Annotated in this window: 17 protein-coding genes; all 17 read left to right on the plus strand. The window is 61.6% G+C overall.

Annotated elements, in window-relative coordinates:
• The 17 genes from PSEUDOMOFG3G_RS14310 to PSEUDOMOFG3G_RS14390 all read left to right on the plus strand — a co-directional run bounded on the left by PSEUDOMOFG3G_RS14310 (nucleotide 1) and on the right by PSEUDOMOFG3G_RS14390 (nucleotide 26,221).
• Nucleotides 1–2,412 carry an acyl-CoA reductase gene (locus PSEUDOMOFG3G_RS14310; protein ID WP_139050367.1) on the plus strand — a complete coding sequence of 804 codons (2,412 nt, stop codon included), beginning with the start codon at nucleotides 1–3 and terminating at the stop codon, nucleotides 2,410–2,412.
• Nucleotides 2,413–2,464: 52 nt separating this feature from the next.
• Complete coding sequence (locus tag PSEUDOMOFG3G_RS14315) at nucleotides 2,465–3,739, plus strand: phenylacetate--CoA ligase family protein (RefSeq protein ID WP_139050368.1); 1,275 nt, start codon at nucleotides 2,465–2,467, stop codon at nucleotides 3,737–3,739.
• Complete coding sequence (locus PSEUDOMOFG3G_RS14320) at nucleotides 3,736–4,680, plus strand: GNAT family N-acetyltransferase (protein WP_139050369.1); 945 nt, start codon at nucleotides 3,736–3,738, stop codon at nucleotides 4,678–4,680. Before PSEUDOMOFG3G_RS14315 ends, PSEUDOMOFG3G_RS14320 begins: the two co-directional genes overlap by 4 nt.
• Before the next feature lie 202 nt (nucleotides 4,681–4,882).
• Nucleotides 4,883–6,877 carry a methyl-accepting chemotaxis protein gene (locus PSEUDOMOFG3G_RS14325; protein ID WP_139050370.1) on the plus strand — a complete coding sequence of 665 codons (1,995 nt, stop codon included), beginning with the start codon at nucleotides 4,883–4,885 and terminating at the stop codon, nucleotides 6,875–6,877.
• Nucleotides 6,878–7,136: 259 nt separating this feature from the next.
• Nucleotides 7,137–7,583 carry a DUF411 domain-containing protein gene (locus tag PSEUDOMOFG3G_RS14330; protein ID WP_139050371.1) on the plus strand — a complete coding sequence of 149 codons (447 nt, stop codon included), beginning with the start codon at nucleotides 7,137–7,139 and terminating at the stop codon, nucleotides 7,581–7,583.
• The gene (locus tag PSEUDOMOFG3G_RS14335) at nucleotides 7,583–8,017 is read left to right on the plus strand and encodes a YqaA family protein (protein ID WP_047226569.1); all 435 of its coding nucleotides are present in this window, start codon (nucleotides 7,583–7,585) and stop codon (nucleotides 8,015–8,017) included. Before PSEUDOMOFG3G_RS14330 ends, PSEUDOMOFG3G_RS14335 begins: the two co-directional genes overlap by 1 nt.
• 86 nt (nucleotides 8,018–8,103) lie before the next feature.
• Nucleotides 8,104–9,135, plus strand: a complete 1,032-nt coding sequence (locus tag PSEUDOMOFG3G_RS14340; RefSeq protein WP_047226570.1) for an alpha/beta fold hydrolase — start codon at nucleotides 8,104–8,106, stop codon at nucleotides 9,133–9,135.
• Nucleotides 9,136–9,146: 11 nt separating this feature from the next.
• Nucleotides 9,147–10,112 carry a D-2-hydroxyacid dehydrogenase family protein gene (locus PSEUDOMOFG3G_RS14345; protein ID WP_139050372.1) on the plus strand — a complete coding sequence of 322 codons (966 nt, stop codon included), beginning with the start codon at nucleotides 9,147–9,149 and terminating at the stop codon, nucleotides 10,110–10,112.
• Between the two features lie 559 nt (nucleotides 10,113–10,671).
• Nucleotides 10,672–12,243: a glycogen synthase GlgA gene (gene glgA / locus PSEUDOMOFG3G_RS14350; protein WP_047226572.1), complete on the plus strand. Its 1,572-nt coding sequence runs from the start codon at nucleotides 10,672–10,674 to the stop codon at nucleotides 12,241–12,243.
• Nucleotides 12,244–12,250: 7 nt separating this feature from the next.
• Nucleotides 12,251–14,053, plus strand: a complete 1,803-nt coding sequence (treZ, locus tag PSEUDOMOFG3G_RS14355; RefSeq protein ID WP_139050373.1) for a malto-oligosyltrehalose trehalohydrolase — start codon at nucleotides 12,251–12,253, stop codon at nucleotides 14,051–14,053.
• Nucleotides 14,050–16,128 (plus strand): 4-alpha-glucanotransferase, encoded by a 2,079-nt coding sequence (gene malQ, locus PSEUDOMOFG3G_RS14360; protein ID WP_139050374.1) that lies wholly within the window; start codon nucleotides 14,050–14,052, stop codon nucleotides 16,126–16,128. Before treZ ends, malQ begins: the two co-directional genes overlap by 4 nt.
• On the plus strand, nucleotides 16,125–18,911 hold the full coding sequence (locus PSEUDOMOFG3G_RS14365; protein WP_139050375.1) for a malto-oligosyltrehalose synthase: 2,787 nt from the start codon (nucleotides 16,125–16,127) through the stop codon (nucleotides 18,909–18,911). The genes malQ and PSEUDOMOFG3G_RS14365 overlap by 4 nt, the downstream gene beginning before the upstream one ends.
• A 20-nt stretch (nucleotides 18,912–18,931) precedes the next feature.
• Nucleotides 18,932–19,258, plus strand: coding sequence for a DUF2934 domain-containing protein (locus PSEUDOMOFG3G_RS14370; protein ID WP_047226576.1), 327 nt, complete (start codon nucleotides 18,932–18,934; stop codon nucleotides 19,256–19,258).
• Nucleotides 19,259–19,467: 209 nt separating this feature from the next.
• On the plus strand, nucleotides 19,468–21,627 hold the full coding sequence (gene glgX / locus PSEUDOMOFG3G_RS14375; protein WP_047226577.1) for a glycogen debranching protein GlgX: 2,160 nt from the start codon (nucleotides 19,468–19,470) through the stop codon (nucleotides 21,625–21,627).
• A gap of 249 nt (nucleotides 21,628–21,876) precedes the next feature.
• A complete protein-coding gene (locus PSEUDOMOFG3G_RS14380; protein WP_047226578.1) occupies nucleotides 21,877–22,641 on the plus strand; it encodes a PIG-L deacetylase family protein in 765 nt (254 codons plus the stop codon).
• A gap of 182 nt (nucleotides 22,642–22,823) precedes the next feature.
• A complete protein-coding gene (locus tag PSEUDOMOFG3G_RS14385; RefSeq protein ID WP_047226579.1) occupies nucleotides 22,824–23,624 on the plus strand; it encodes an endonuclease/exonuclease/phosphatase family protein in 801 nt (266 codons plus the stop codon).
• Between the two features lie 173 nt (nucleotides 23,625–23,797).
• Entirely contained in the window at nucleotides 23,798–26,221 is a 2,424-nt protein-coding gene (locus tag PSEUDOMOFG3G_RS14390; protein ID WP_139050376.1) for an autotransporter outer membrane beta-barrel domain-containing protein, read from the plus strand.
• Nucleotides 26,222–26,245 lie beyond the last annotated feature (24 nt).

Consider the following 26,245-nt stretch of genomic DNA (forward strand, 5'->3'; position numbering starts at 1 on the left):
ATGTATCTCATCAATGGCCAACTGCACGCTGATCTGCCCCTCGATACAGCCCTTGAACGCCTGCAGACGCAACTGCCTGCTCTTCTGGACGCACCGCCCCCCAGCGATAGCGTGCTCGATTGTGCGCAGGTGTTCGCACAAATGCTGCGGGCCCCAGAACAAACTCCGTTCCTGGACGACGACCAGCGCCAGGCACTGATCGCCTTCTGCGAACGCAAGCATTTGAGCCGCAAACTCGAACGGGAGCTGGGCGAAGATGCGCGCTCGCTGCGCCGAATCGACTATAGCGATGGCCCTTTCGAAAGCTGGCAACCCCTGGGGCTGGTGGTGCATGTCACCCCCGGCAATGCTCCGCTGCTGGGGTTCTTCGCGGCACTGGAAAGCCTGCTGGCGGGCAACGTCAACTGGCTGCGGCCCAGCACGCGCGATGCAGACCTGACGGCGCGGGTGCTGGCGACGTTCCTCGATTGCGACCCAAGCGGCCAGTTGCGCGATTACGTTGCGGTGCTGCCAGTGCCCTACCACGAGTGCCGGCGTCTCTTCGCGCTGGCCCAGGGCGTCAGCGCCTGGGGTGGCGAGACCGCACTCAAAGCCATGCGTGACCAGCTTCCAAGCGGCTGCCGCTGGATCGATTGGGGACATCGCATCAGCTTCGCCTATGTCACGCCGCAAGCCGCCAACGAGCAGGCGCTGGACAGTCTGGTGGATGAGGTCTGCCGCCTCGATCAGCAAGCCTGTTCCAGCCCCCAGTGGCTGTTGGTGGACAGCGACGAGCCGGCTCAGATGCTGGCACTGGGTGAGGCCCTGGCTGACGCATTTGAACGACGCGCCGGACAATGGCCAGCGTTGGAAACCAGTGCAGCCGAAGCGTGCGAGATCACCACCCGCACGGCACTTGCCCGACTCGACCACAGCTTTGCAGGACAAACCGGCCAGATTTGGGAAGGCCACGGCTGGCGCATTATTTGGGAGCATCACCGCGACCTGTTGCCATCGCCACTGTTTCGCACGCTTTTGTTACGACCGGTGCCCCACGGGCTGATCACCGAAACCCTGCTGCCCTGGCGAAACGTGTTGCAGAGCTGCGCGCTGATCTGTGAACCGCAACGGGCGCCTGAACTGTCACGTCGCGTCTTAGCCGCCGGCGTGACCCGCATCTCGGCAACCGCAGACATCCAGCAAGGCTACGAGGGCGAGCCTCACGACGGCGTCTACGCGCTGCAACGATTGAGTCGTCGGGTATCGGTCGGTCTTGAACCTGAGGTCGCCAGTCATCGTGTGACACTGGACGCCCCGCCGACCACGACACCCATTTCACCCTCGACGCCGATCATGGACAAAGCGGCATTCCTGGCGCTGCCTGCCGCACCCGAGGCCCAGTTGTTCTTCCGCTCAGGTGGTAGCAGCGGCGCACCGGTGCTGTCGCCCTACAGCTACCGCGATTTTGATCACCACATGCGGGCCGCCGCCGACGGACTGCGCGCGGCCGGCCTGGATCCGGCGAAGGATCGGGTGATGAATCTGTTTTATGGCGGCAACCTCTACGGTGGCTTCTTCAGCTTCTCGAAAATACTGGAGCACATGAACGCCGTGCATTACCCCATGGGTGCGACGTCAGATGCGGACTTTGAAGAGATCGCACGGATGATCGTCGCTCACAAGGTCAATACCCTGGTTGGCATGCCAAGTACCTTGCAGCGCCTGTTTTCCAGCCAGCGAGAAACCCTTCAAGGCTACGGCGGCGTGCGCAAAGTCATGCTGGGCGGCGAGCACCTGGGGCCAGGCTGCCGTCAGTTGCTTGAGGACTGCGGCGTGACAAGTATTCGCTCAGCCATCTATGGCAGCGTCGACGCGGGTCCCCTTGGCCATGCCTGCACTGCCAGCGGCGAGGGTGTATTCCACCTCATGGAGGACATTCAACACCTGGAGATCGTCCAGCTGGAACTGGACGCTCCGGTCGCGTCGGGGGAAACCGGACGGCTGCTGTTCACTTCGCGCAGACGCCAAGCGCAGCCCCTTCACCGCTACGAAGTTGGTGATTGCGGGCGCTGGCTCACCGCTCCCTGCCCGTGTGGCCTGGAGTCACCCCGGTTCGAGTTGCGCCAGCGCCACGGCGCCCTGATACGCATCGTGACGTACCTGATCAATACCCACGAGCTGGCTGAGCAGGCACAAACGGCCATTCAGATCGTACTCGATTACCACAGCAGCGGCTGCGAACGCCTGTTGATTCGCGCCGATGGCGATGCACAAACAGTCCGGAGCCAGGTCATGGGCCTCGAACTGCTGTCCACGCTGGTGGAGTCCGAAATGCTCGTACTGGACGTGCAATCCTGTCCGGCGACAAGTTTCGAACATAACAAACACAGCGGCAAAGTACCGCTGGTGATTGATCGCAGAATCACCGCTTGATTGTTTTCCCGTGTAATTGAATAAGCGGACGTTAGAGTCCGAGAGAACCCTGATGAGCACCTCTTTACCATTCGAACAATGGCTCGCCCATATTCGTACGCATTCAACGTTCTACCGCAAGTCTTTACGGCATTTACCCGCGCAGAATTGCGCTCTGGAGGATTTCCCCATTGTCGACGTCGCCGACTATTGGGCCGGCAGTCATGACCTGGACCATTGGGACGTACTGACCGGCAAAGTCGAAGACGCGCTGATCTACAAAACCGGCGGCACGACCAGTCAGGGGAAACTGTCGGTGTACACCCGCGCTGAATGGCAGCGGATGCTCAACTGCTTCGGTCAGAGCCTGTCAGCGCAATTGAGGGCTGGTGATCGAATCGCCAACCTGTTCTTTTCCGGAGACCTGTACGCCAGTTTCCTGTTCATTCATGGCGCTCTTGGCAAAGTCGATGTAGCCATCACCGAATTCCCGTTCACCGGGGCGGTGGATCTCGACGTGCTGACCGAGGCGGTGACCGGCCACCGCATCAATGTGCTGGCCGGTGTGCCTGCGCACCTGCTGGCGTTTGCCGACCATTTGGATCAACAGGGACGAACGCTGCCCGGCATCACCACCGTGCTGTTCGGCGGAGAAAACCTGTTCGACAGCCAGTTGCCCGCGTTGCAGCGCGCCTTCCCACAGGCACGCTTCGCCTCCATCGGCTATGCCAGCGTCGACGCCGGGCTGGTGGGCGCCAGCGCACCGGACTGCAACCTGGGCGAGCACCGCGTGTTCGGCGAACAGATACGGGTAGAGATCATCGATGAACTGAGCGGTGAGGTCATCCAGGCGTGCGATCGGCCAGGCAATCTGGTGGTGACCAACCTCACCCGGACCCTGATGCCCATCGTGCGGTATCCGGTGGGCGACCGAGCGTGCTGGCGCGAGCCGGTTGGCACCCCGCGACGCAAGTTCGCGCTTCAGGGCCGCAGCGCGAAAAGCCAGCGAGTGCGGGTAGGCGTTTTCTCACTGTTTTCGCAGGAAATCAGCGACATCATCCGCAGCATTGGCGGTGACCTTCAGTGGCAATTGATCATCGAGCACGCACAGAACAACGACCGCGTGTTGCTCAAATGGGTGCCTGGAGGGCAAACCCAGGCTTGCCAGTCACTCTCCAACACATTGAAAGCTGCCTTGACCAAACAGTATCCGGGTATCGACCAACTCGACCTGCACGTCCAGGCCTGCGGGCTGCAAGCGTTGGAACGCCATCCACGCTCTGGCAAGCACCTGTCGATCATCGACCGCCGCACCTACGCTCCGTTGACAGCGAGGCACGCCGGATGAGCAGCGTGGTCATCCGAGCGTTCAGGCCCACGGATGGCGTCGGAACCAGCGAATTGTTCCGCCGGGTTTACGGCGATCACTACGTCTCACCAGACGTCTACCTGCCACACATGATTGGCCTGCACAACCTGCTGAACCGTTGGCACTCCATGGTCGCCGTGGAGGATGACCGCGTGGTCGGCCATGCCGCACTGTGTCGGCAGACGGCCGATGGTGAAGACGCGGAACTGGCCCTGATCGCGGTGGATCCCGCGGTGCAGGGCGGCCAGATTGCGACGCGTCTGGGGCAGAAATTACTCGACAGCTGCCAGGACCTCGGACTTGCCAGGCTGTCGATCAAGCAAGTCACCAGCCATTGCTACAGCCAGCGTCTGGCACAACGCCTGGGGTTCCATGACACCGGGCTGCTGCCTGACCATGTGCCCTCACCTTTCGCCACGGTCCACGCCGAAACCATCGTGGTCGGCAGCCAGGTGGTCAGCGGCCATCGCCGCCCGCTGCCGCACCTTAAATGGCCCGCGGCATGCCAATGGCTGACGCAACCCTTGGCATCGCTGTTTGGTACCTCGCTCGAGGCGCCATCGCCTTCGGTACAGCCTTTTCAAATCCGACAGCTGCCCGGAAGAATCGACATTGTGGCCGGGTACATAGGCCTTCGCCTGGCCGGGCAACTGCTGCGCTTGCCGGCCCATTGGTCACTTTCAGTGCGACTCGGACTGCGTCAGCAATTTGCCGACGATTACCAACGATTGATGGACGCCGGATTCATCTTCACCGGGATCATGCCTGCTGAAGGCGACCCCGGCTGGCAGGCGCTGTTTCACCGTGGCGCCCTGGATCGCCCGCTCACCTTGCATTCGGAGCCGATGCAACGGCTCCACGAACAAGTGCAAGCCCAAGGGCACATCTGGAGGAGCGCCCAGGCAGGTTCGGCGGCGTAAAACGGAGTATTCGGCGCTGTGGCCACGCAAAAAAGTCGCGCTGAAATGCTGGAAGATCGCGGCGTTCACGCTGCGATCTTTCCCGATCAGCGGTAATGTTTGCTATGTGGGCACCCCTCAAGCTGTCCAGCGACGGGCCGATAAAAATAAGTCAGGCCATTGTGCCAGCTCCCGAAAGACGCCTTCGAGCAAGGATTCCCACATGCCCGCATTTCGCACCATTCAGGCGCGCTACACGCTGTTCCTGATTTCATTCATCCTGTTGTTGTCCATCCTGACCGTCGTGGGTATCAGCTATCTCGTCGCGCCCAAACTGCGCCACACCGAAGAGCAAGTGGCGCTTAATCGCATCAGCGAAGTGGCCGAGCAGATCCAGGGGGAATTGAACAAGGTTCAGGCGCAGCAACGCAGCATCACCCAGACCATCCCGCTGCTCGACAGCGATGCCATAGACAGGGTCCTGCCTGGCTTGGTGGATCAGTACGGCGAGCTGAAAGTCTTTGGTGGCGGGATCTGGCCGCTGCCTAATCAGCGGGCCGAAGGGCGTAGCAAATTCAGCACGTTCTGGCACCGCGACGCGTCGGGCAAACTGGTGGTCAATACCTTCTGGAACAGCGACGCGGCGCCGAATTATTACGATCAACCCTGGCACAAGGGCGGCATGGCCACACCCGCCGGCAAGTGCGCCTGGGCCGCCGCCTATAAAGACGACGCCAGCGCTGAGCCGCGGACCAACTGCGCCATGTCCATCCAGAAGAACGGCGCGCCTTATGGCGTTTCCACCATCGACGTGACCCTGGGCTTCTTCAATGAGCTGGTGGCACGCAAGGAAGCCGAGCTGAGCGCCGAGATGCTGATCGTGGAAGGCGATGGCAAGATCATCAGCAACAGTTCGCGCATCAGCGGCCCCATCGTGCTGAAGAACATCAGCGAACTGGCGGCAACCTCGCCCTTCGCCGCACAGGTCAAGGCCGGCCTGGCCCAACGAGGCCAGCCGTTGCAGCGGGTCGAATTTGATAACAAGGGTGAGGCCAGTACCTTTTTCATGCGGCCTATCGAAGGTTCGCCGTGGTTCCTGGCTACCGCCTTGCCAACCCGCCTGATCACCGCCCAGCGCGACGATGTACTGAGCACGTTAAGCCTGCTGCAGATCCCGATGGTGATCCTGCTGGTGTTGATGCAGTTGTACGCGATCCGTCAGTTGACCAACCGCATGAAGACACTCAAGAGCAACATCGATGCGCTGTCCACCGGCGATGCCGACCTGACCCGGCGCATCACCATCCGCGCCGAGGATGAACTGGGGGCGATCGGTCATTCGGTCAACGGCTTCATCGTTTACCTGCAAAATATGATCGGCGAAGTCACCCAGGCGACCGGCGCCATGGCGACAAGCCTGGACAACCTGCAACGGACCTCAGCCCACACCAGCGAAATCCTGATGCGCCACGCCTCGGAAACCGATCAGACCGTCACGGCCATCACCGAGATGAGTTCCACCGCCGAAAGCGTCGCGCAGAACGCCGCCGAAACCGCTGCGTTCACCCAACGCGCCAATGAACATGCCGACCATTCTCGGGTGGTTGTCGCAGAGGCGTCCAACAGTGTGGTGGCCTTGATCGATGAAGTCGCCAGTGCTACCCGCAAAGTCGAAAGCATGCAGCAGGACGCTCAACGCATCACCGAGATTCTCGGCGTAATCGGCGCCATTGCCGGGCAGACCAACTTGCTGGCCCTTAACGCCGCCATCGAAGCCGCCCGGGCCGGTGAGCAGGGTCGAGGCTTCGCAGTGGTGGCGGACGAGGTACGCGCCCTCGCCGCCCGCACCCAGGCCAGCACCTCGGAAATCAACGAAATGCTGACGCGCTTGACCCAGGGCGTGAGTTCATCGGTTTCGGCCATGGAAAACACCCAGGCCAGCTGCCAGTCGGCCGCCGACGCCACGTCCAGGGTCAATTCAGGACTGGATGAAATGGCCGGTTCCGTCAGCCAGATCAACAGCCTGAGCACTCAGATCGCCACCGCTGCCGAACAGCAGAGCGCCGTGACCGAGGAAATCAATCGCAGCATGGTGCAGATCCGCCATATGGTGGAAGAGTTGGTGGAAAGTGGCCTGGCCAGCGAGAACAACACCCGCCAGTTGCTGGAAGCCAACAGCCGGGTGAATGCGATCATGGGGCGGTTCAAGGTGCGCTAAAACGCCCCAGGCTGTTTGCATATGAACCTGAGGGAGCGAGCCTGCTCGCAATGACGGCGGCAAGGTCGACACTGGCCAAGCTGACCCACCGCGATCGCGAGCAGGCTCGCTCCCGCAGGGTTCTGCGGGTTTGCGCCGAACTTCGAATCAGCATCGCCCCCAACCTGACAACTCTGTAATCCGCCCCTCAGCCCACTGTCAGCTCACGCTCGCTACTCTGTTATCCTCCTCCCAAACTGTTCGACACGAGACTGTCCCCATGGCCAATCCCCTGCACCTGCTCGCCCTGAGCGCGTTTTTTGTCACCACCCTGGCCCAGGCCGCCGAACCGATCACCATTGACGTACACCGCGATGCCAATTGCGGTTGCTGTAAAAAATGGATTTCACATCTGCAAGAAAACGGCTTCAAGGTCAACGACCATGTTGAAACCGACATGAGTTCAGTCAAACAACGCCTGGGTGTCGCGCCCAACCTGCGCTCCTGCCACACCGCCCAGATCAGTGGCAAATTCGTTGAGGGGCATGTCCCGGCCGACCAGGTCCTGGCGTTGAGCAAACGGAACGACCTGCTCGGTGTGGCCGCGCCTGGCATGCCCATGGGTTCGCCCGGTATGGAAACGGACGGCATGAGTGATGCGTATCAGGTGATCGGTCTGAAAAGCGACGGGACGCAAACCGTGGTGGCGGATTACCCGGCCCACTGATGGGCGAGGCTTACATCGGCTTGTTCCTGGCGGCATTCGGTGCCGCCACCTTGTTACCGCTGCAATCCGAAGCGCTGTTGGTTGGGCTGTTGCTCAGCGAACGCTATGAAACCTGGCTGTTGCTGGGAGTCGCCACCCTGGGCAACGTACTGGGCTCGCTGGTGAACTGGTGGCTGGGCACACGCCTGGAGCAGTTCAAGGATCGGCGCTGGTTTCCGGTCAGTCCGGCCCATCTGGACAAGGCCCGCGTGCACTATCAGCGTTATGGGCGTTGGTCGCTGCTGCTCAGTTGGATGCCCATCATCGGCGATCCACTGACCTTGGTGGCGGGCGTGATGGGCGAGCCGTGGCGGCGCTTTGTGTTGATCGTGACCCTGGCCAAAGGGTTGCGTTATGGCGCACTCGCCCTCGCGACCCTGGGCTGGATGGGTTGAACGTTCGCGACTTTGGGTTGCCTGTGGTTAATGTCGCCATAATCGGGCCACGCCAGGATCGGCCGGATGCCCAAAGGAGATTGCCCATGTCGCGTTCCACTGCTCGCTGGTTACCCAGCCTGTTTCTGACGGCCGCCCTGCCGCTGTTCGCCCAGGCCGAAAACCCGCCTGAAGGCCCGGCCTATGGCCCGGAACTCCAAGGCTTCGAATACCCCTACACACTCAAGCACTTCCCCCTTCAGTCCCAGGGCCAATCGTTGCAAATGGGCTACATGGACGTGCCGGCCCAAGGCGAGGTCAATGGCCGCACCGTGGTGCTGATGCACGGCAAGAACTTTTGCGCCGCCACCTGGGGCGACTCGATCAAGACCCTCAGCGAGGCTGGTTACCGGGTCATCGCCCCGGATCAGATCGGTTTCTGTACGTCCAGCAAGCCCGCTCATTACCAGTACAGCTTCCACCAACTGGCAACCAACACCCAGGCCCTGCTCAAGGCTCTCGGGGTGCAGAAAAGCATTGTGCTCGGCCACTCCACCGGTGGCATGCTCGCCACCCGTTATGCCTTGCAGTTTCCCGATCAGGTCGAGCGGCTGGCGATGGTCAACCCCATCGGCCTGGAGGACTGGAAAGCCCTCGGCGTGCCCTACCGTACAGTGGACCAGTGGTACGAGCGCGAACTGAAACTCAGCGCCGACGGTATCCGCAACTACGAGCGCAAGACCTACTATGGTGGCCGCTGGAAACCGGAGTTCGAGCGCTGGGTGGACATGCTGGCCGGGCTGAACAAGGGGCCGGGGCACACGCAAGTCGCGTGGAATTCGGCGCTGATCTACGACATGATCTTCACCCAGCCGGTCTACTACGAATTCAAGGACCTGAAAGTACCGACGCTGCTGCTGATCGGCACCTCCGACACCACCGCCATCGGCAGCGACATCGCGCCGCCGGCCGTGAAAGCCAAACTGGGCCGGTATGAAGTGCTGGGCAAGCAGGTGGCTCAATTGATTCCCCAGTCGACCCTGGTGGAGTTCGCCCATCTGGGGCATGCCCCACAGATGGAAGAGCCGGACCGGTTCCACCAGGCCTTGCTGGGCTGGCTGAACAAACCCATTCCCTGACGAGGTGTTCCATGGCGGTGCAAATAGCAGTCATCGATGATTGGCAGGACGTAGCGCGGGACGTGGTGGACTGGTCGGTGCTCGATAGCATCGGCCAGGTGACATTTATTCATGAGTACCCTGCCGAGCGCGACACCCTCGCCGCGCGCCTGCACCGCTTCGAAGTGATCTGCGTGATGCGTGAACGCACGCCATTCGACGAAGGCCTGCTGCGCCGCCTGCCCAACCTCAAGCTGTTGCTCACCGGCGGCATGCGCAATGCCGCTCTGGACCTCAAGACAGCCGCAGAACTGGGTATCCAGGTATGCGGCACCGAAAGCTACAAGCACGCCGCCCCCGAGCTGACCTGGGCGCTGATCATGGCCCTGACCCGCAACCTGGTGCAGGAGGCCAATGCCTTGCGCGCCGGGCTATGGCAGCAAGGCTTGGGCGGCGACCTGCATGGCAAGACCCTGGCGATCCTCGGCCTGGGCAGCATCGGCACACGGGTAGCTCAGTTCGGCCAGGTCTTCGGCATGCGGGTGATTGCCTGGAGCCAGAACCTCACCGCTGAACGGGCCGCAGAAGTGGGTGTGACCTACGTGAGTAAACAGGAACTGTTCGAACAGGCTGACATTCTCTCGGTGCATCTGGTACTCAGCGAGCGCTCCCGCGGTTTGGTGGACGCCCAGGCGCTGGGCTGGATGAAACCCCACGCGCTGTTGGTCAATACCGCACGCGGTCCAATCGTCGATGAAGCCGCCCTGATCGACGCCCTGCGCGACAAACGCCTGGCCGGTGCCGCCCTGGACGTCTTCGCCGAGGAACCCCTGCCATCCGACCACCCGTTCCGATCCCTGGAAAATCTACTGGCCACACCGCACGTGGGTTACGTCACCCGGAACAATTATCAGAAGTTCTATTCCTTGATGATCGAAGACCTGCAAGCCTGGGCGGCCGGCAAACCGATCCGCCTGTTGACCCCCACTGGCGACTGAACACGTTTTAAGTGGGAGCAAGCCTGCTCCCACAGAAACAGCGTATTTCCGGGCCAACAATGGCCACTAAAATGCCTCTATTTCACCCGCCCCCTGATGGTGCATCGCGCCATTGCATCGCGCACGCCGATGAAACACCCCCATTCCCCATACACCCATTACGTTTCCAGAAACTGCACTTCGTCGGTGCGTATCCCGCTTTGTCGTGTAAGACATTGCCGCCAACAAAGCTGATTGTCGGACAATTCGACGAAGCGCGCCGCACCGCTCTAGGTTCTGACCTAGACTGCCAAACCGGGGAGAAAACCGACCGGTCGTCCAGACGAAAAAAAGTGGAAACTTTTCGCAACGGCGACGGGTCAGGTTAGAGGTAGGGCAACAACGGCTGGTGCAGTCCTTGCAAGTCCTTGAAGCAGCCCCTTCACCTGATTCGCTTAACCGCATTGGGCAGCGCTTTGCTTACCTTGCGTAGCGCTTGTGCGCCTGGCCGCAGGATTCGGCCAATGAAACAACAGCTCTGGCGCTTGCCGGAAACAGATCGAGAAAATGGGAGAAAGTTATGATCAGTGCTGCCTTGGAACCACAGCAAGTCCGTTCTCAACTTCCGCTGGCGACTGACTCGCCGACGGCACCGGTGCTGGCCACCGGCGGCAAGGCACTGCTCCCGGTCGTCAGGCAGAATCCCAATCGCAAGAAGGTATTGTTCGTAACCTCGGAAATTGCCGACCTGGTCAAAACCGGCGGCCTGGGCGATGTTTCTTCCGCCCTGCCCCGGGCCATGGCCGGCCTGCATGACGTGCGGGTGCTGATCCCCGGTTACCCGCAGGTGATGAACAGCGGCAACCCGATCCACATCATCGGTGAACTGGGCGGCCACGCCGCGCTGCCGCCCTGCAAGATCGGGCGCATGGACATGGCCGACGGCCTGGTGATCTACGTACTGATCTGTCCGGAACTCTTTGCCCGTGAAGGCTCACCCTACGGGGCCAACAACGGTCGCGACTGGCCCGACAACCACATTCGCTTCGCCCGGCTGGGCCTGGCCGCAGCTGATATCGCCGCCAACCTCGCCCAAATCCACTGGTGCCCCGATCTGGTCCACGCCCATGACTGGCCGGCCGGTCTGGCGCCGGCCTACATGCACTGGCGTGGACAACGCACGCCTACCCTGTTCACCATTCACAACCTGGCATACCAGGGCGTAGTGAGCCTGGCCTCCTGCCCGGAGCTGGGTATCCCGGAGCACGCGCTGCAGCAGGAAGGCATGGAGTTCTACGGCAAGTTGTCGTTTCTCAAGGCCGGCATGGCCTACTCCAGTCATATCACCACGGTCAGCGCCACCTACGCCCAGGAAATCACTACCCCGGCATTCGGTTGCGGGCTCGACGGTTTTCTTGCGGCTAAAACACAACAAGGCCTGCTCAGCGGCATTCCCAATGGCATCGACGAGAGTTGGGACGCGGCCACCGATACGCACTTGTTCCGCCAGTTCGCCATGGGTGACTGGGAAGGCAAAGCCGTGAACGCGGCTCATGTACGCGATCTGTTCGGTCTCGACGACTCCAGCGGCCCGCTGTTCGCCGTGGTATCGCGCCTGGTGTACCAGAAAGGCCTGGACCTGACCGAAGCCGTCGCCGAGTTCATCGTCGAATCCGGGGGCCAGATCGCGATCATTGGTCGCGGCGAACCGGAGGAAGAGCAAGCCATGCGTGAACTGGCGCTGCGTTTTCCCGGACGCATCGGTGTACGCATCGGTTTCAACGAAACCGACGCGCGGCGGATGTTCGCCGGCAGCGACTTTCTGCTGATGCCTTCACGCTACGAGCCCTGCGGCTTGAGCCAGATGTACGCCCAGCGCTTCGGCTCGCTGCCGGTGGCACGCAATACCGGCGGGCTGGCGGACACCATCGAAGACGGCATCACCGGCTTCCTGTTCGATGAGTCCACCGCCGAAAGCTACAAACAGGCATTGAGCCGGGCCTTCAAGGTCTTCGAGTTCCCTGACCTGCTCAACGCGATGCGCTGCCGGGCTATGTCAGCGCCATTCAACTGGTGCAAGGCCGTGGAACCCTACGCCGAACTCTATGAACAGCTAGTGGCCAAGTCACTGGGTAAATCGGCCAGACAATGAGGTAACAATGCCGTCAAGGACGCCTGAAACCTGGACCCATGGCGCGGTCATGCTCGATGCCGAGCACACCCGCTTCGCCCTCTGGGCCCCGGATGCTTTTTTTGTGAGTGTCGAGCTCGACACTGGAGATTCAATACCGCTACTGCCCCAGGCCGATGGCTGGTTCATGATCCAGACCCGCTGCCCCGCCGGCACTCGTTATCGCTACAACATCGACGGCGAACTGGAGGTTCCCGACCCGGCGTCCCGCGCCCAGGCCGGTGACATTGACCGCCACAGCGTGGTGGTCGACCCTCATGCTTACCGATGGCGCCATACCCAATGGTCCGGGCGCCCCTGGCATGAAGCTGTGATCTATGAGTTGCACGTCGGCGCCCTCGGTGGTTTCCAAGGCGTCGAACAGCACCTGGCGCGCCTGGCTGGATTAGGGGTAACCGCCATCGAACTGATGCCGCTGTCGCAGTTTCCCGGTGACCGTAACTGGGGCTACGACGGCGTCCTGCCCTACGCTCCCCAGGCCTCCTACGGCACGCCGGAACAGCTCAAGCACTTGATCGACAGCGCCCACGGCCACGGGCTGGCGGTGATTGTGGACGTGGTTTACAACCATTTCGGCCCCGACGGCAATTATCTGCACCGTTACGCAAAAGGTTTTTTCCGCGAAGACAAGCACACCCCCTGGGGCGCGGCAATTGACTTCCGGCGCCGCGAGGTGCGGGACTTCTTTATCGACAATGCGCTGATGTGGCTGCTGGAATACCGTTTCGACGGACTGCGCCTGGACGCCGTGCATGCGATCGAAGATCCGGATTTTCTCCAGGAACTGGCCGCCAGGGTGCGCGAACAGGTAGATCCGGTTCGGCATGTCTGGTTGACCGTGGAAAACGAACACAACCAGGCCAGCCTGCTGGAGCACGGCTATGACGCCCAGTGGAACGATGACGGGCACAACGCCCTGCACGTGCTGCTGACCGGCGAAACCGACGCCTATTATGCTGACTATGCCCAAGAGCCGACGGAACAATTGGCACGCTGCCTCAGCCAGGGGTTTGTCTTCCAGGGCCATATCAACCGCCACGGCGAGCCCCGGGGCGAACCCAGCGGACACCTGCCCCCCAGCGCCTTCGTGCTGTTTCTGCAGAATCACGACCAGATCGGCAACCGGGCACTGGGTGAACGCCTGCACCAACTGGCCCCGCCTCAGGCCGTGCAAGCGGCGACGGTCTTGTTGCTGTTGTCACCGATGATTCCGCTTCTGTTCATGGGCGATGAAGTAGCCGCCCGGCAACCCTTCCTGTTTTTCACCAGCCATCATGGCGAGCTGGCGGAGCTGGTTCGTGAGGGTCGGCGCAACGAGTTCAAGGCGTTCAGTGCCTTTGCCGATCCCGAAAAGCGTGAGCGCATCCCGGATCCTAACGCGGCTGATACCTTCGAGGTGTCGAGGCCTGAGCTGGAGGCGCAGCACGCTGAGCAACTAGCCAGTGAAACACTCTATCGACGACTGCTGAAAATCCGCCGTGAAGTGATCGTCCCGCGCTTGCCCGGAGCCCAGGCCTTGGACGCCGAAGTGCTGGGCCATGGCGCAGTCAGCGCACGCTGGCGCATGGGCGACGGCAGCGTGTTGCGCATTGACCTGAACCTCAGCGATCAGCCAGTCAAGCATACCGCTCAAGAAGAGGCCGAGATTCTTTTCGAACATCCGCAGCACGCCATGGGTCTGTTGCAGCAAGGGGCCCTGGCGCCCTACAGCGCGCTGGTCAGTCTGACGCACGCGGCAAACTTGCCCAACATCACTGGAGAGCGCCTATGAGCGATGCGCAACTGGAAATTCTCGCCGGCCGAGCGGGCCTGGCGGTGGACTGGATCGACGCCAACGGCCGGGCGCAGAAAGTCTCGCCCGCCGTCTTGCGTTCAGTCCTCATCGGTCTGGGCCATCCAGCCGGGACCGCCCAGGAAATCGACGCCAGCCTGCTGCAATTGCAGCAGGACCAACAGAATCATCAATTGCCACCGCTGATCACCGCCGATGTCGGCGCCAGCGTGGATCTGAGCCGCTACTTCGAAGCCGCCACGCCCTGCGAAATCCAGCTCGAGGATGGTGCCACACTGAACCTGAAACTCGACGCCGACGCCAGGTTGCCGGGGATGGTCCCGGTGGGTTACCAGCACGTCAGCATCCAGGACCAGCATTTCACCCTGGCGGTCGCGCCAGCACATTGCTATAGCGTGGCCGATGCGGTGGATAATCCGACGCCCCGCGCCTGGGGCCTGAGCGCGCAGTTATATGCGCTGCGCCGCCCCGGCGACGGAGGTTTCGGTGACACCCAGGCCCTGGAGGAGTTGGTACGGGTCGCCGGCGAGCGCGGTGCCGACGCCCTGGCGATCAGCCCGATGCACGCGATGTTCAGCAGCGACACCGGCCGTTACAGCCCCTATTCACCGTCCAGCCGGCTCTTCCTCAACAGTCTCTATGCCGCGCCGGGCACCGTTCTCGGCGAACGCGCGCTGCGCGCGGCCATTGACGCCACCGGTTTGACCAACCAACTGCGCAATCTGGAAGAACAACCGCTGGTGGATTGGCCCGTGGCGGCCCAGGCCAAGCAGAAAGTCCTGCGCGCCCTGTACGACGGCTTCAGCCAGGGCGAGCATCCATTGCATGAGGATTTCAGCAGTTTCCGCCACACCAGCGGCGAACCCCTGGAGAATCATTGCCGCTTCGAAGCCCTGCAGGCCGAACGTGCGGCTCGGGGAGAGAGCCTGGACTGGCGCCATTGGCCCGAAGAATGGCGCAACCCGCGTAGTTCGACGCTGGCGCACTTTGCCGAGGAGAACGCCGACGAAATCGGCTTCTACGCGTTTTGCCAGTGGCTGATTACCCGGTGCCTGGAGCGCGTCCAGAGCGCGGCTAAATCCAGCGGCATGGGCATTGGCCTGATCGCTGACCTGGCAGTAGGCGCCGATGGTGGAGGCAGCCAGGCCTGGAGTCGGCAGGATGAACTGCTCGCCTCGTTGACCGTGGGCGCACCGCCGGACATCCTCAACCGCTCCGGCCAAGGCTGGGGCATCTCGGCATTCTCGCCAGAGGGGTTGGTACGCAATGGTTTTCGCGCGTTCATTGAGATGCTACGGGCCAACTTCGCCCACGCCGGCGGCTTGCGCATCGATCATGTGATGGGCTTGCAGCGCCTGTGGGTGATCCCCAACGACGCCCCGCCCAGCGATGGCGCCTACCTTTATTATCCGGTGGACGACCTGCTGCGTCTGCTGGCCCTTGAATCCCATCGCCATCAAGCCATCGTCCTGGGCGAAGACCTCGGCACCGTGCCCGAGGGCCTTCGCGAGAAGCTCAGCGCCCGGTCGATCCTCGGCATGCGCGTGCTGTTGTTCGAACAGGACAACACCCACTTCAAACCCATCCTCGACTGGCCGGACAATGCCCTGGCCACGACCAGTACCCATGACTTGCCGACCCTCAATGGCTGGTGGCACGGCCACGATATCGACTGGAATGCCCGGCTGGACCTGATCGATTCCCACACCGAGATGGACTGGCGCAGACACCGCGAGCGTGAACGTGAAGGCCTGAGCAATGTGTTGAATCAGGACCCGCAGAACTTTCGTGAAGAACACCAGGATACCGACGAGATACTCGACGCCAGTGTGCGTTTTCTCGGCCATACCCGTGCGCCGCTGGTGTTGCTGCCCCTCGAAGACGCCCTGGGCATCGACGAGCAGGCCAACCTGCCTGGCACTACCGATACCCACCCCAACTGGCGGCGTCGCCTGGCGTGTGACAGCCAGGTGCTGCTGGATGACCCGGGCGCCGCCCGGCGTCTGGAAATCCTCGCCTGCGCAAGGCTTCAGGCGAACGAGCGTGACCGATGAATCAGACGTTGATCCAACCATTGCGGGCGACCCTTCGCCTGCAATTTCATAAAGGCTTCACCTTGGACGATGCCATCCCCCAGGTGCCGTACTTCGCATCGTTGGGCATCAGCCATATTTACGCCTCGCCACTGCTCAAAGCCCGCGCCGGCTCCATGCATGGCTACGATGTGGTCGATCCGACCCAGGTGAACCCGGAACTGGGCGGCGAAGCGGCGCTTCGACGCCTGGTCGCCAGCCTGCGTGAGCACCGGATGGGGTTGATCCTCGATGTCGTGTCCAACCACATGGCCGTCGGCGGCAATGACAATCCCTGGTGGCAGGACCTGCTGGAATGGGGACGTTTGAGCCCCTTCGGCGAGTTTTTCGATATCCAGTGGCATTCTCCCGACCCCTTGATGGAGGGCCAACTGTTGCTGCCGTTTTTAGGCAGCGACTACGGAGTGGCCTTGCAGGAAGGCACGCTGAAGTTACGCTTCGATGCCACGCAAGGCAGCTTCCTGGCCGAGCATTACGAGCATCACTTCCCTATTTGCCCCATGCAGTACGGCGAATTACTCAAACCTGCCGAAACGCTGCCATCCGAACAGGCCGAATCCCTCAAGGCGTTGGCCGAGCGTTTTACCACGCTGAACTACCAGACCGACGCCCATACCCTGGCCCGACCGCTGCAGCAGCAATTGCAAGAGCTGGCCAGCCAGCCAGGTATCCAGGCCACCATCGAAGAGAACTTGCGCGCCTACGACTCCCGGCAACCCGAGGGGTTCGAGCGTCTGCATCAATTGCTGGAGCGCCAGAGTTACCGGCTCGCCAGTTGGCGTACGGCGGCGGACGACATCAACTGGCGGCGCTTTTTCGACGTTAATGAGCTGGGTGGCCTGCGGGTCGAGCGCCCCGCGGTGTTCGAAGCCACCCACGCCAAAATTTTCGAATTGATATCCGAAGGATTGGTGGACGGCTTGCGGATCGACCACATCGACGGTCTTGCCGATCCTCGCGGCTACTGCCGCAAATTGCGCAGGCGTCTTGATTCGCTTTCGCCCTCGCGGCACCTGCCCATTTTCATTGAGAAAATCCTCGGCGATGGCGAGAGCCTGCGTCGGGACTGGAACATCGACGGCAGTACCGGTTACGAGTTCATGAACCAGATCTCGTTGCTGCAGCATGACCCGGCCGGTGCCGAACCCCTTGCCGAGTTCTGGAGTCGCCACAGCGAGCGACCGGCGCACTTCATCGAAGAAGCGCGTCTGGCCCGTCAACAGATTCTCAATGGTTCCCTGGCCGGAGACTTCGAAAGCGTCGCCCAGGCCCTGTTGCAAGTCGCGCGGGACGACGTGATGACCCGTGACCTGACCCTCGGCGCCATTCGCCGCGCGTTGCAGGAACTGATCGTGCACTTCCCGGTGTACCGCACCTACATCAACCCGCTCGGCCGCTCCAACGAAGACGATGTGTTTTTCCGTCAGGCCCTGGAAGGCGCCCGACAGACCCTCAGCGAAGCCGACTGGCCGGTGCTCGACTACCTGGCCGACTGGCTCGGCGGCATGCCCTGGCGGGATCGCCCTCGGGGCGGTCAGCGCAAACGGCTGCGCCATGCTTGCGTGCGCTTCCAGCAACTGACCTCGCCAGCCGCCGCCAAGGCCGTGGAAGACACGGCGCTTTATCGTTCGGCAGTGCTGTTGTCGCGCAATGACGTGGGCTACAACACCGAACGGTTCAGCGCCCCGCCGCAAGCGTTTCATGACGCCTGCCTCGAACGGCTGGAGCATTTCCCTGACAACCTGATGACCACCGCCACCCATGACCATAAGCGCGGCGAAGACACCAGGGCGCGGCTGGCGGTCATCAGCGAACGAGCTGATTGGTACATGGCGTGCGTGGACCAGTGGCGCATTCTTGCGCCATCGCTGCACAGCGACCCCGCCGCTCCTTCAGCCGGTGATGAATTGATTCTGTACCAGGCGCTACTGGGAAGTTGGCCGCTAGACCTGGATGTGCACGACCACACGGCACTGGCCGACTACAACGAGCGCATGTGGCAATGGCAACGCAAGGCTTTGCGCGAAGCCAAGTTGCAAAGCAGTTGGTCGGCCGTCAACGACGCTTATGAGCAGGCGACCCAACTGTTCCTGGAGCGGCTGTTGCTCGGTGATGAGGGGCTGCCTCTGCGCAACGCCATCGCCGAGGCGGTCCAGGTCATCGCCCCGGCGGGCGCCCTCAACAGTTTGGCGCAAACCTTGCTGCGCATGACTGTGCCTGGTGTGCCGGACCTGTACCAGGGTAATGAGTTCTGGGATTTCAGCCTGGTGGATCCGGACAACCGCCGCCCGGTGGATTTCCTGGCGCGCCGCGAGGCGATGCAAGCACCAGGCACCCCAGCGCAACTGGTAAGCACCTGGCGCGATGGCAGGGTCAAGCAAGCGTTGATCACCAGGACACTGGCCGTACGCACCGAACACTTGCAACTGTTCCAGCAAGGCCGCTATCAGCCATTGCAAGTGGTTGGCGCGCAGGCCGAACGGGTCCTGGCCTTTATGCGTGAGCATGAGCAACAACGGGCAATCATAGTGGTACCGATCCATGCAGCTCGCCTGCTGGAAAACGGTGCCGTGCCGCTGGTGGCTGCATCGGACTGGGGCGACACCCGCGTATCACTACCGTTTGCCCGTGGGGATGAAAAACTGAAGGGACTTTTTTCCAGCGCGGCAGTCACACCCCAAAGGGAGCTGATGGTCAGCGACGCGCTGGGGGATTTCCCGGTCAATGTCTTTATCCAATCTTGAGTTCAGTCAGGAGCACTGCGATGAGTACCGACGATAAACGCATTCGTGAATTCGCCTATCAGATCTGGGAATCCGAGGGTAAGCCTGCCGGGCAGGAAAAACGCCACTGGGAGATGGCTCGCAAACTTGCCGAGGCCGAAGCCCTGGCACCGAGCAAACCCGCCAAGGCCGCCGGTAAACCAGCGGCGAGCAAGCCTGCCGCGACCAAGAGCACCGCAGCCAAGCCTGCCACGAAAAGCACTACGCCCAAGGCCAAGCCTGCAGCTAAACCTGCCGCTGTCAGCACCGCGGTGGAAAAACCTGTGGAGAAAAAGCCACGAGCGCCGCGCAAGCCGCCGGCTAACTGATCCATACCTGACATCCGCCTCAAGGGCATGCGCCCCCGTGCTGACAAGGGCGCGTGCTGACGCCACACCAGGCCGACGCCTGGATGCGCGGTGTCGATCAATGGTGCCGCTAGGCGGCACAGCGGGAGCAAGCTGCCTCGCCACAGTGAAAAGAATAGATTTTAAGTGAACAGCATTGCCGTATCTGTCTGTCTTTTGCAGGAGCAACTATGACCCATCCAAAAAACACTACGCCGCCGCCCGTTATCGAGGCTTCGCGGATTCGTGAAGGGCTACCTTTCCCGCTGGGTGCGACGTGGGATGGCCTGGGGGTCAATTTCGCGCTGTTCTCAGCGAACGCCACCAAGGTTGAACTGTGCATTTTCGATGATACCGGCGAAGTCGAGCTCGAGCGTATCGAGCTGCCGGAGTACACCGACGAGATTTACCACGGCTATCTGCCTGACGCCCATCCGGGGATGATCTATGGCTACCGGGTCTATGGCGCTTACGACCCGGAGAATGGCCACCGCTTCAACCCCAACAAACTGCTGATCGACCCCTACGCCAAGCAATTGGTCGGCGAGCTGAAGTGGTCCGAGGCACTGTTTGGCTACACCATCGGCCACCCGGACGGCGACCTGAGTTTCGATGAACGCGACAGCGCGCCCTTCGTACCCAAATGCAAAGTCATCGACCCGGCCCACACCTGGGGCAACGACCAGCGTGTCAGTGTGCCGTGGGACAAGACCATCCTGTATGAAACCCATGTTCGCGGTATCAGCATGCGTCACCCCTCGGTACCGGAAAACCTGCGAGGCACCTTCGCCGGATTGATGGTGGACGATGTGCTCGAGCACATCCGCAAGCTGGGTGTTTCATCGGTGGAGCTGCTGCCCGTCCACGCGTTCGTCAATGACCAGCACCTGCTGCACAAGGGCATGACCAACTACTGGGGCTACAACAGCATTGCCTTCTTCGCCCCGGACCCGCGTTACCTGGCCAGCGGCAAAATCGCCGAATTCAAGGAGATGGTTGCGCACCTGCACGAGGCCAACCTGGAAGTCATCCTCGACGTGGTCTACAACCACACCGCTGAAGGCAACGAGCAAGGCCCTACCCTGTCCATGCGCGGCATCGACAATGCCTCGTACTACCGGCTGATGCCGGATGACAAACGCTACTACATCAACGATTCCGGCACCGGCAACACCCTGGACCTGAGTCACCCGTGCGTGCTGCAGATGGTCACCGACTCCCTGCGCTACTGGGCCACGGAAATGCACGTCGATGGCTTCCGTTTCGACCTGGCGACTATTCTGGGTCGATACCACGATGGCTTCGACGAGCGCCACAGTTTCCTCGTCGCCTGTCGCCAGGACCCGGTGTTGCGCCAGGTGAAAATGATCGCCGAGCCGTGGGATTGCGGCCCTGGTGGTTATCAGGTGGGTGGGTTCCCGCCAGGCTGGGTGGAGTGGAACGACAAATTCCGCGACACGGTCCGCGCATTCTGGAAAGGCGACGACGGCCAACTCGCCGACTTTGCCAGCCGCATGACCGCCTCAGGCGAGATGTTCAACCAGCGCGGTCGTCGCCCATACGCCTCGGTGAACTTCGTAACCGCCCACGACGGTTTTACCCTGCACGACCTGGTGTCGTACAACGACAAACACAATGAAGCCAACGACGAAAACAATCAGGACGGCAGCAACAACAACCTGTCCTGGAACCATGGCGTCGAAGGCCCGACAGACGATCCTGAGATCAATGAACTGCGTCAGCGGCAGATGCGCAACTTCTTTGCGACCTTGCTGCTGGCCCAGGGCACGCCGATGATCGTCGCTGGCGATGAGTTCGCTCGGACCCAGCACGGCAACAACAACGCCTATTGCCAGGACAGCGAGATCGGCTGGGTCAATTGGGACCTCAGTGAGGATGGCGAGGCGCTGCTCAAGTTCGTCAAGCGCCTGATCAAACTGCGCCTGACCTACCCGATCCTGCGGCGCGGGCGGTTCCTGGTGGGCAATTACAACGAAGACCTGGGCGTCAAGGATGTCACCTGGCTGGCCCCCGATGGCAGCGAGATGACCACCGAGCAATGGCATGACGGCCACGGTCGGTGCCTGGGCATGCTGATGGACGGGCGCGCCCAGGAAACCGGTATTCGTCGCAAGGGTGGCAACGCGACCCTGCTTCTGGTGGTCAATGCCCATCACGACATCGTCAACTTCCGCCTGCCGGAAGTGCCCGAAGGCAGTTTCTGGACATGCATGGTCGACACTAACCAGCCGAAGGTGCGTGGCCAGGAGCGTTTCGATTTTGACTACGAATACTCCGTCACCGGCCGCTCGCTGTTGTTGTTCGAGTTGCAACGTGAGGAGGAGGAATAAACCTTCGATAAACGGGTGAAAAAACACAACCGCAGGGACGCGGTTTGTTCACCCGCTCAAGTCCCCGCGCAGAAAAACAGCATTCGCAACAACATGGGGCGCGACGAATCGCCCAACATGATCAATACTTGGCGAGCGGTAGATTCCAGGATCGGAACATCGCCGCTCGCAGTCAGGCCCTGGTGGGCACCACCGGGCAATCGGCCCGGTGCATGGCTGAAAGATTGAATACAAACAGGGACGTCTCTCATGAAACTCGCTTCTCGCTTGCCAGGTCGACAGCATCCGCAAATATGGAACAGCGCCCCCCAGCTGGCCGACATTCCCATCATCAGTACCCAGACCCTCATTCCCGCTGGCGCACGCGCCGTGATCCTTGCTCCGCATCCGGGTGATGAGGTCGGCGCCTGTGGCGGTCTGCTCCAGTTGCTGAGCAATCTGGGTCATCCCATCTTGCTGATCTCGGTCACCGACGGCAGCATCAGTCATCCCGGCTCACCGCTGTGGACCGATGAGCGCCAGCATGCCTACCGCCCCCATCCCCAGGAAAGCGTGGACGCCCTGCATCGCCTGGGGGTACCGGCCCGTGGCATGCAGTGGGTGCGCGGTGGTTTCCCGGAAAAAACCCTCGCCGACCATGAGGCCCAACTGAGCGCTTTCATCGCTCGGTACTTGAAGCCGGGCGACGTTGTGTTCAGTACCTGGCGCAAGGATGGTGACAGCGACCATGATGCCGTTGGCCGCGCCGGGGCCCTGGCCGCCGAAAGCATCGAGGCGGTGTTCATTGAGCTGCCGGTGTGGGCCTGGCACTGGCCGGTCCGTGAGCAAAACAAGATCCCTTGGCACCGGGCCCGCAAGCTGCGCCTGGATATCTGGACCACCGCCCGCAAACGGCACGCCATGCACGCCTACGCCAGCCAACTCAACGGCGAGCCCGCCAGCGGCATCGCACCGTTGGTGCCACGGGTCATTCTTGATCGCATGGGTTTGCCCTATGAAATTGTGTTCATCTGACCACCGCCAATCCAGTGTGAGGGATGTCACAAAAGCGATGCTCCCTACCCTGTGGGAGCGAGCCTGCTCACGATAACGGTGGCTCAGCGGGTGACCTGATTGACCTGGCAACGGGGAAAAATCCGGAACTGCGGCAGCCACTATAAGTCGCATGAACAGGTACGTCTGATTCAGGAGTGAACGTGACTGGCGATCCCAACCGGCAAGCCGCCGAATCAACGCCTTTGGACACGCCCGCGGCGGTCCATCGGCTACGGGTTCTGACGGTCAATACCCACAAGGGTTTTACCGCCCTCAACCGTCGTTTCATATTGCCCGAGCTGCGTGAAGCGGTACGCAGCACCGGTGCCGACCTGGTGTTCCTGCAGGAAGTGCTGGGGGAACACGACCGCCACGCTTCGCGCTACGAGAACTGGCCGCCAATGTCCCAGTACGAGTTCCTCGCCGACAGCATGTGGAGCGATTTTGCCTACGGTCGTAACGCGGTGTATCCCGATGGCCATCATGGCAATGCATTGCTCTCCAAATACCCGATCCGTGAGTTTCGAAACCTCGACGTTTCCATTACCGGTCCCGAGCGGCGCGGACTGCTGCATTGCGTGCTGGACGTACCCGGTCATGCCGAGGTCCACGGAATCTGCGTGCACCTGAGCCTTCTGGAAAGCCATCGCCAGTTGCAGCTCAAATTGCTCTGCCAATTGCTGGATTCGTTACCCGAAGACGCCCCGGTGATCATCGCCGGTGATTTCAACGACTGGCAGTTGCGCGGCAATACCGCCCTCGCCCGTCGCCAATACCTGCACGAAGCCTTCGAGCACCATCACGGTCGTCCGGCGAGGACCTACCCGGCCCGCTTCCCCCTGCTGCGTCTGGACCGTATTTACCTGCGCAACGCCACCAGCCATGCCCCGCAGATCCTGGGCAGCAAACCCTGGACACACCTGAGCGATCACCTGCCGCTTTGCGTGGAAGTGCATTTGTGAGGCCAAACACTGCTCTTTACCTGCAATACCTGTAAGTTCTGACAGTAGCGACGCTCGTTATTCGTTGTTAGGGTCCTTCCATACAGCGAGCGTTGCCAGGCCCTGCGTGCCTTCTGTAGTGCAACCGATGCTGAAACCGGCATAACACGGGTGCCGATGCAGAGGGATAGCACATGAGCTTGCGCGATCAAGGTTTCAATCGGCTGTTCCACGCGGTATGCGTATCGGCCCCTTTCCTGTTATCCGCTCAATCTGCCATGGCGGCTTGCACATTGACGCCAACGGCGGGCGATGACGTTTATGTCTGTGACAGCGGCACCAGCCCTGGACTGACGGACCTTTCTGGCAATAACAGCCTGACAATGCCGGCCAATGGCAGCGGTATCATTCAGGGCGACGTCATTTTCGACGCCGGGATCGACCGCATCGAGATCAATGCCAACGGCGTGATTGACGGCGACGTCGAGCAAGGTTCGGAGGGCGATGAGTTCGTGATGAATGGCGGCAGGATTCTCTCCATCTCCCAAGGCGATGGCCTCGATCAGTTCACGATGACCGGCGGCACCATCGTCGATGCGTTCGAAGACGGCGACATTGCGCGAATGTCCGGCGGCAGCATCGGCCGGGTCGATATGAAACTCGATGACAATGTGTTCGACATGTCGGGCGGGCAGATCATCGGCAACCTGGTGGCCGGTTTCGGCCACGACACCATCATCCTGTCCGCAGGCCGTATCGGCGGCAACGTCAGCGTCAGCGGTGGCAACGACCGTATCACCGTGAGCGGTGGCGAAATCATCGGCGAAGTCCGGGCCAGTGCCGGCGATGACCGATTGCAGTGGAGCGGTGGCCTCATTCACTCGGCTGTTCTGATGGGTGAAGGCAGCGACACGGCGGTATTGCGCGCCCTCGACGAAACACGGCTCGCCACCACGCCCAGTGTGGATGGCGGGTTGGGCCAGGACCTACTGACCTTTGAGAGCAGCACCTCCGGCACGGGAGCCCGTTATGCCAACTGGGAAACGATCAATCTGATCCGGGACTCACGCCTGGATCTGGATGACGCGCTGGTGCTAGGTGACAGCGCCACTGGCACCGGGACCCTGACGATCGATGACAGCAGCACCCTGACGTCGACCCAGGGCAGCGTCGCGCCGTTTACCGCCGGCCAACTGGCAACCCTTAACAACAACGGGATCATTGACCTCACCCGCGAGAACACCCGCACCGACGACACCCTCACCGTGCAAGGCAACTATGTCGGTACGAACGGCCAGTTGCGCCTGCAGACGGTGGTCGGCGCCGACGACTCTTCCAGCGACAAACTGGTGGTCGATGGCGGAACACTCACAGGCAGCACGTCCATTACGGTCACGAACCTGGGCGGCATGGGCGCACAAACCACCCAGAACGGCATCGAGCTGGTCCAGGCTCAGGGTGGCGCGGTCAGCGACATCGGTGCCTTCTCGCTGGCGCAATCGGTCTCGGCCGGCGCCTTCGATTATCGTTTGTTCAAAGGCGGCGTGGCCGGCAATGAAAACAGCTGGTACCTGCGCTCAGACTTGGTCGCCGGACCGATAGCGGCGCCCAGCTCGACGTTGCCGGCCTTGCCAGCGGCAGTGCCCGGTGCCGCGCCCATCCCGTTGTACCGCCCGGAAGTGCCCAACTGGTCGGTGCTGCCTCCCGCCGCGGCGCAACTGACCCTGATGGCCTTGGGCACGTTCCATGATCGTCAGGGCGACCAGCGCCTGCTTACCGAAACCGGTGCGTTTGGAGCAGGTTGGGGCCGGGTCTATGGCAAGGATCTGGACCAGACCTGGGCCGGCACGGTGACCCCGCGGCTGGACGGGTCCATCAAGGGTTTTCAGGTGGGCAACGATTTGTACAGCGCGCCGATGTCCGGCGGCCAAACCCAGCGCATCGGTTTCTTCGTCGGCCATACCGAACTCAATGGCAAGGTCGACGGTTTCAACCTGGGCTTTGAGGGCCGACACGCCGGCAAGATAGAGCTCGACGGCGACAGCTACGGGTTGTACTGGACACTCACCGACCCCAGCGGCGGCTATGTCGACGCGGTGGTGATGGGCACACGGTTCAACGGCGACAACCGCTCCGAACGCGGTCTCAAAATCGATAATCGCGGGCACGCCCTGACCTTGTCGGCAGAGGCCGGTTATCCATTCGCTGTCACTGCTGACTGGGTCCTGGAACCCCAGGTCCAAGTCATCCATCAGAAGATCTCTCTGGATACGCAGGACGACGGGGTCTCAAGGGTCGAGTTCGATGCCGATAGTGCCTGGACCGGTCGCCTCGGCGCCCGGCTCAAGGGTCGCTACCTGGTCAGCGGCACGCCGGTGGAGCCCTATCTGCGGGCCAATGTCTGGCACACCTTTTCCGGCACCGATACGGTGACATTCGACGATGCCCATCGGATCGAGACCCAGCAGCGCGCCTCCACCGGCGACCTGGGCGTCGGCGTCATCGTGAGCCTGGCATCCACGGTCAGCATCTATGCGGCGACGGACTACAGCCATGACCTCGACAGCACGCAACAACGCAGTGTGTCGGGCAACATCGGCGTTCGAATCAAATGGTGAGTCGGTGAACCAGAGGGGTTGAAA

The organism is Pseudomonas sp. FG-3G, from assembly GCF_901007645.1.
Lineage (GTDB): Bacteria > Pseudomonadota > Gammaproteobacteria > Pseudomonadales > Pseudomonadaceae > Aquipseudomonas > Aquipseudomonas rhizophila.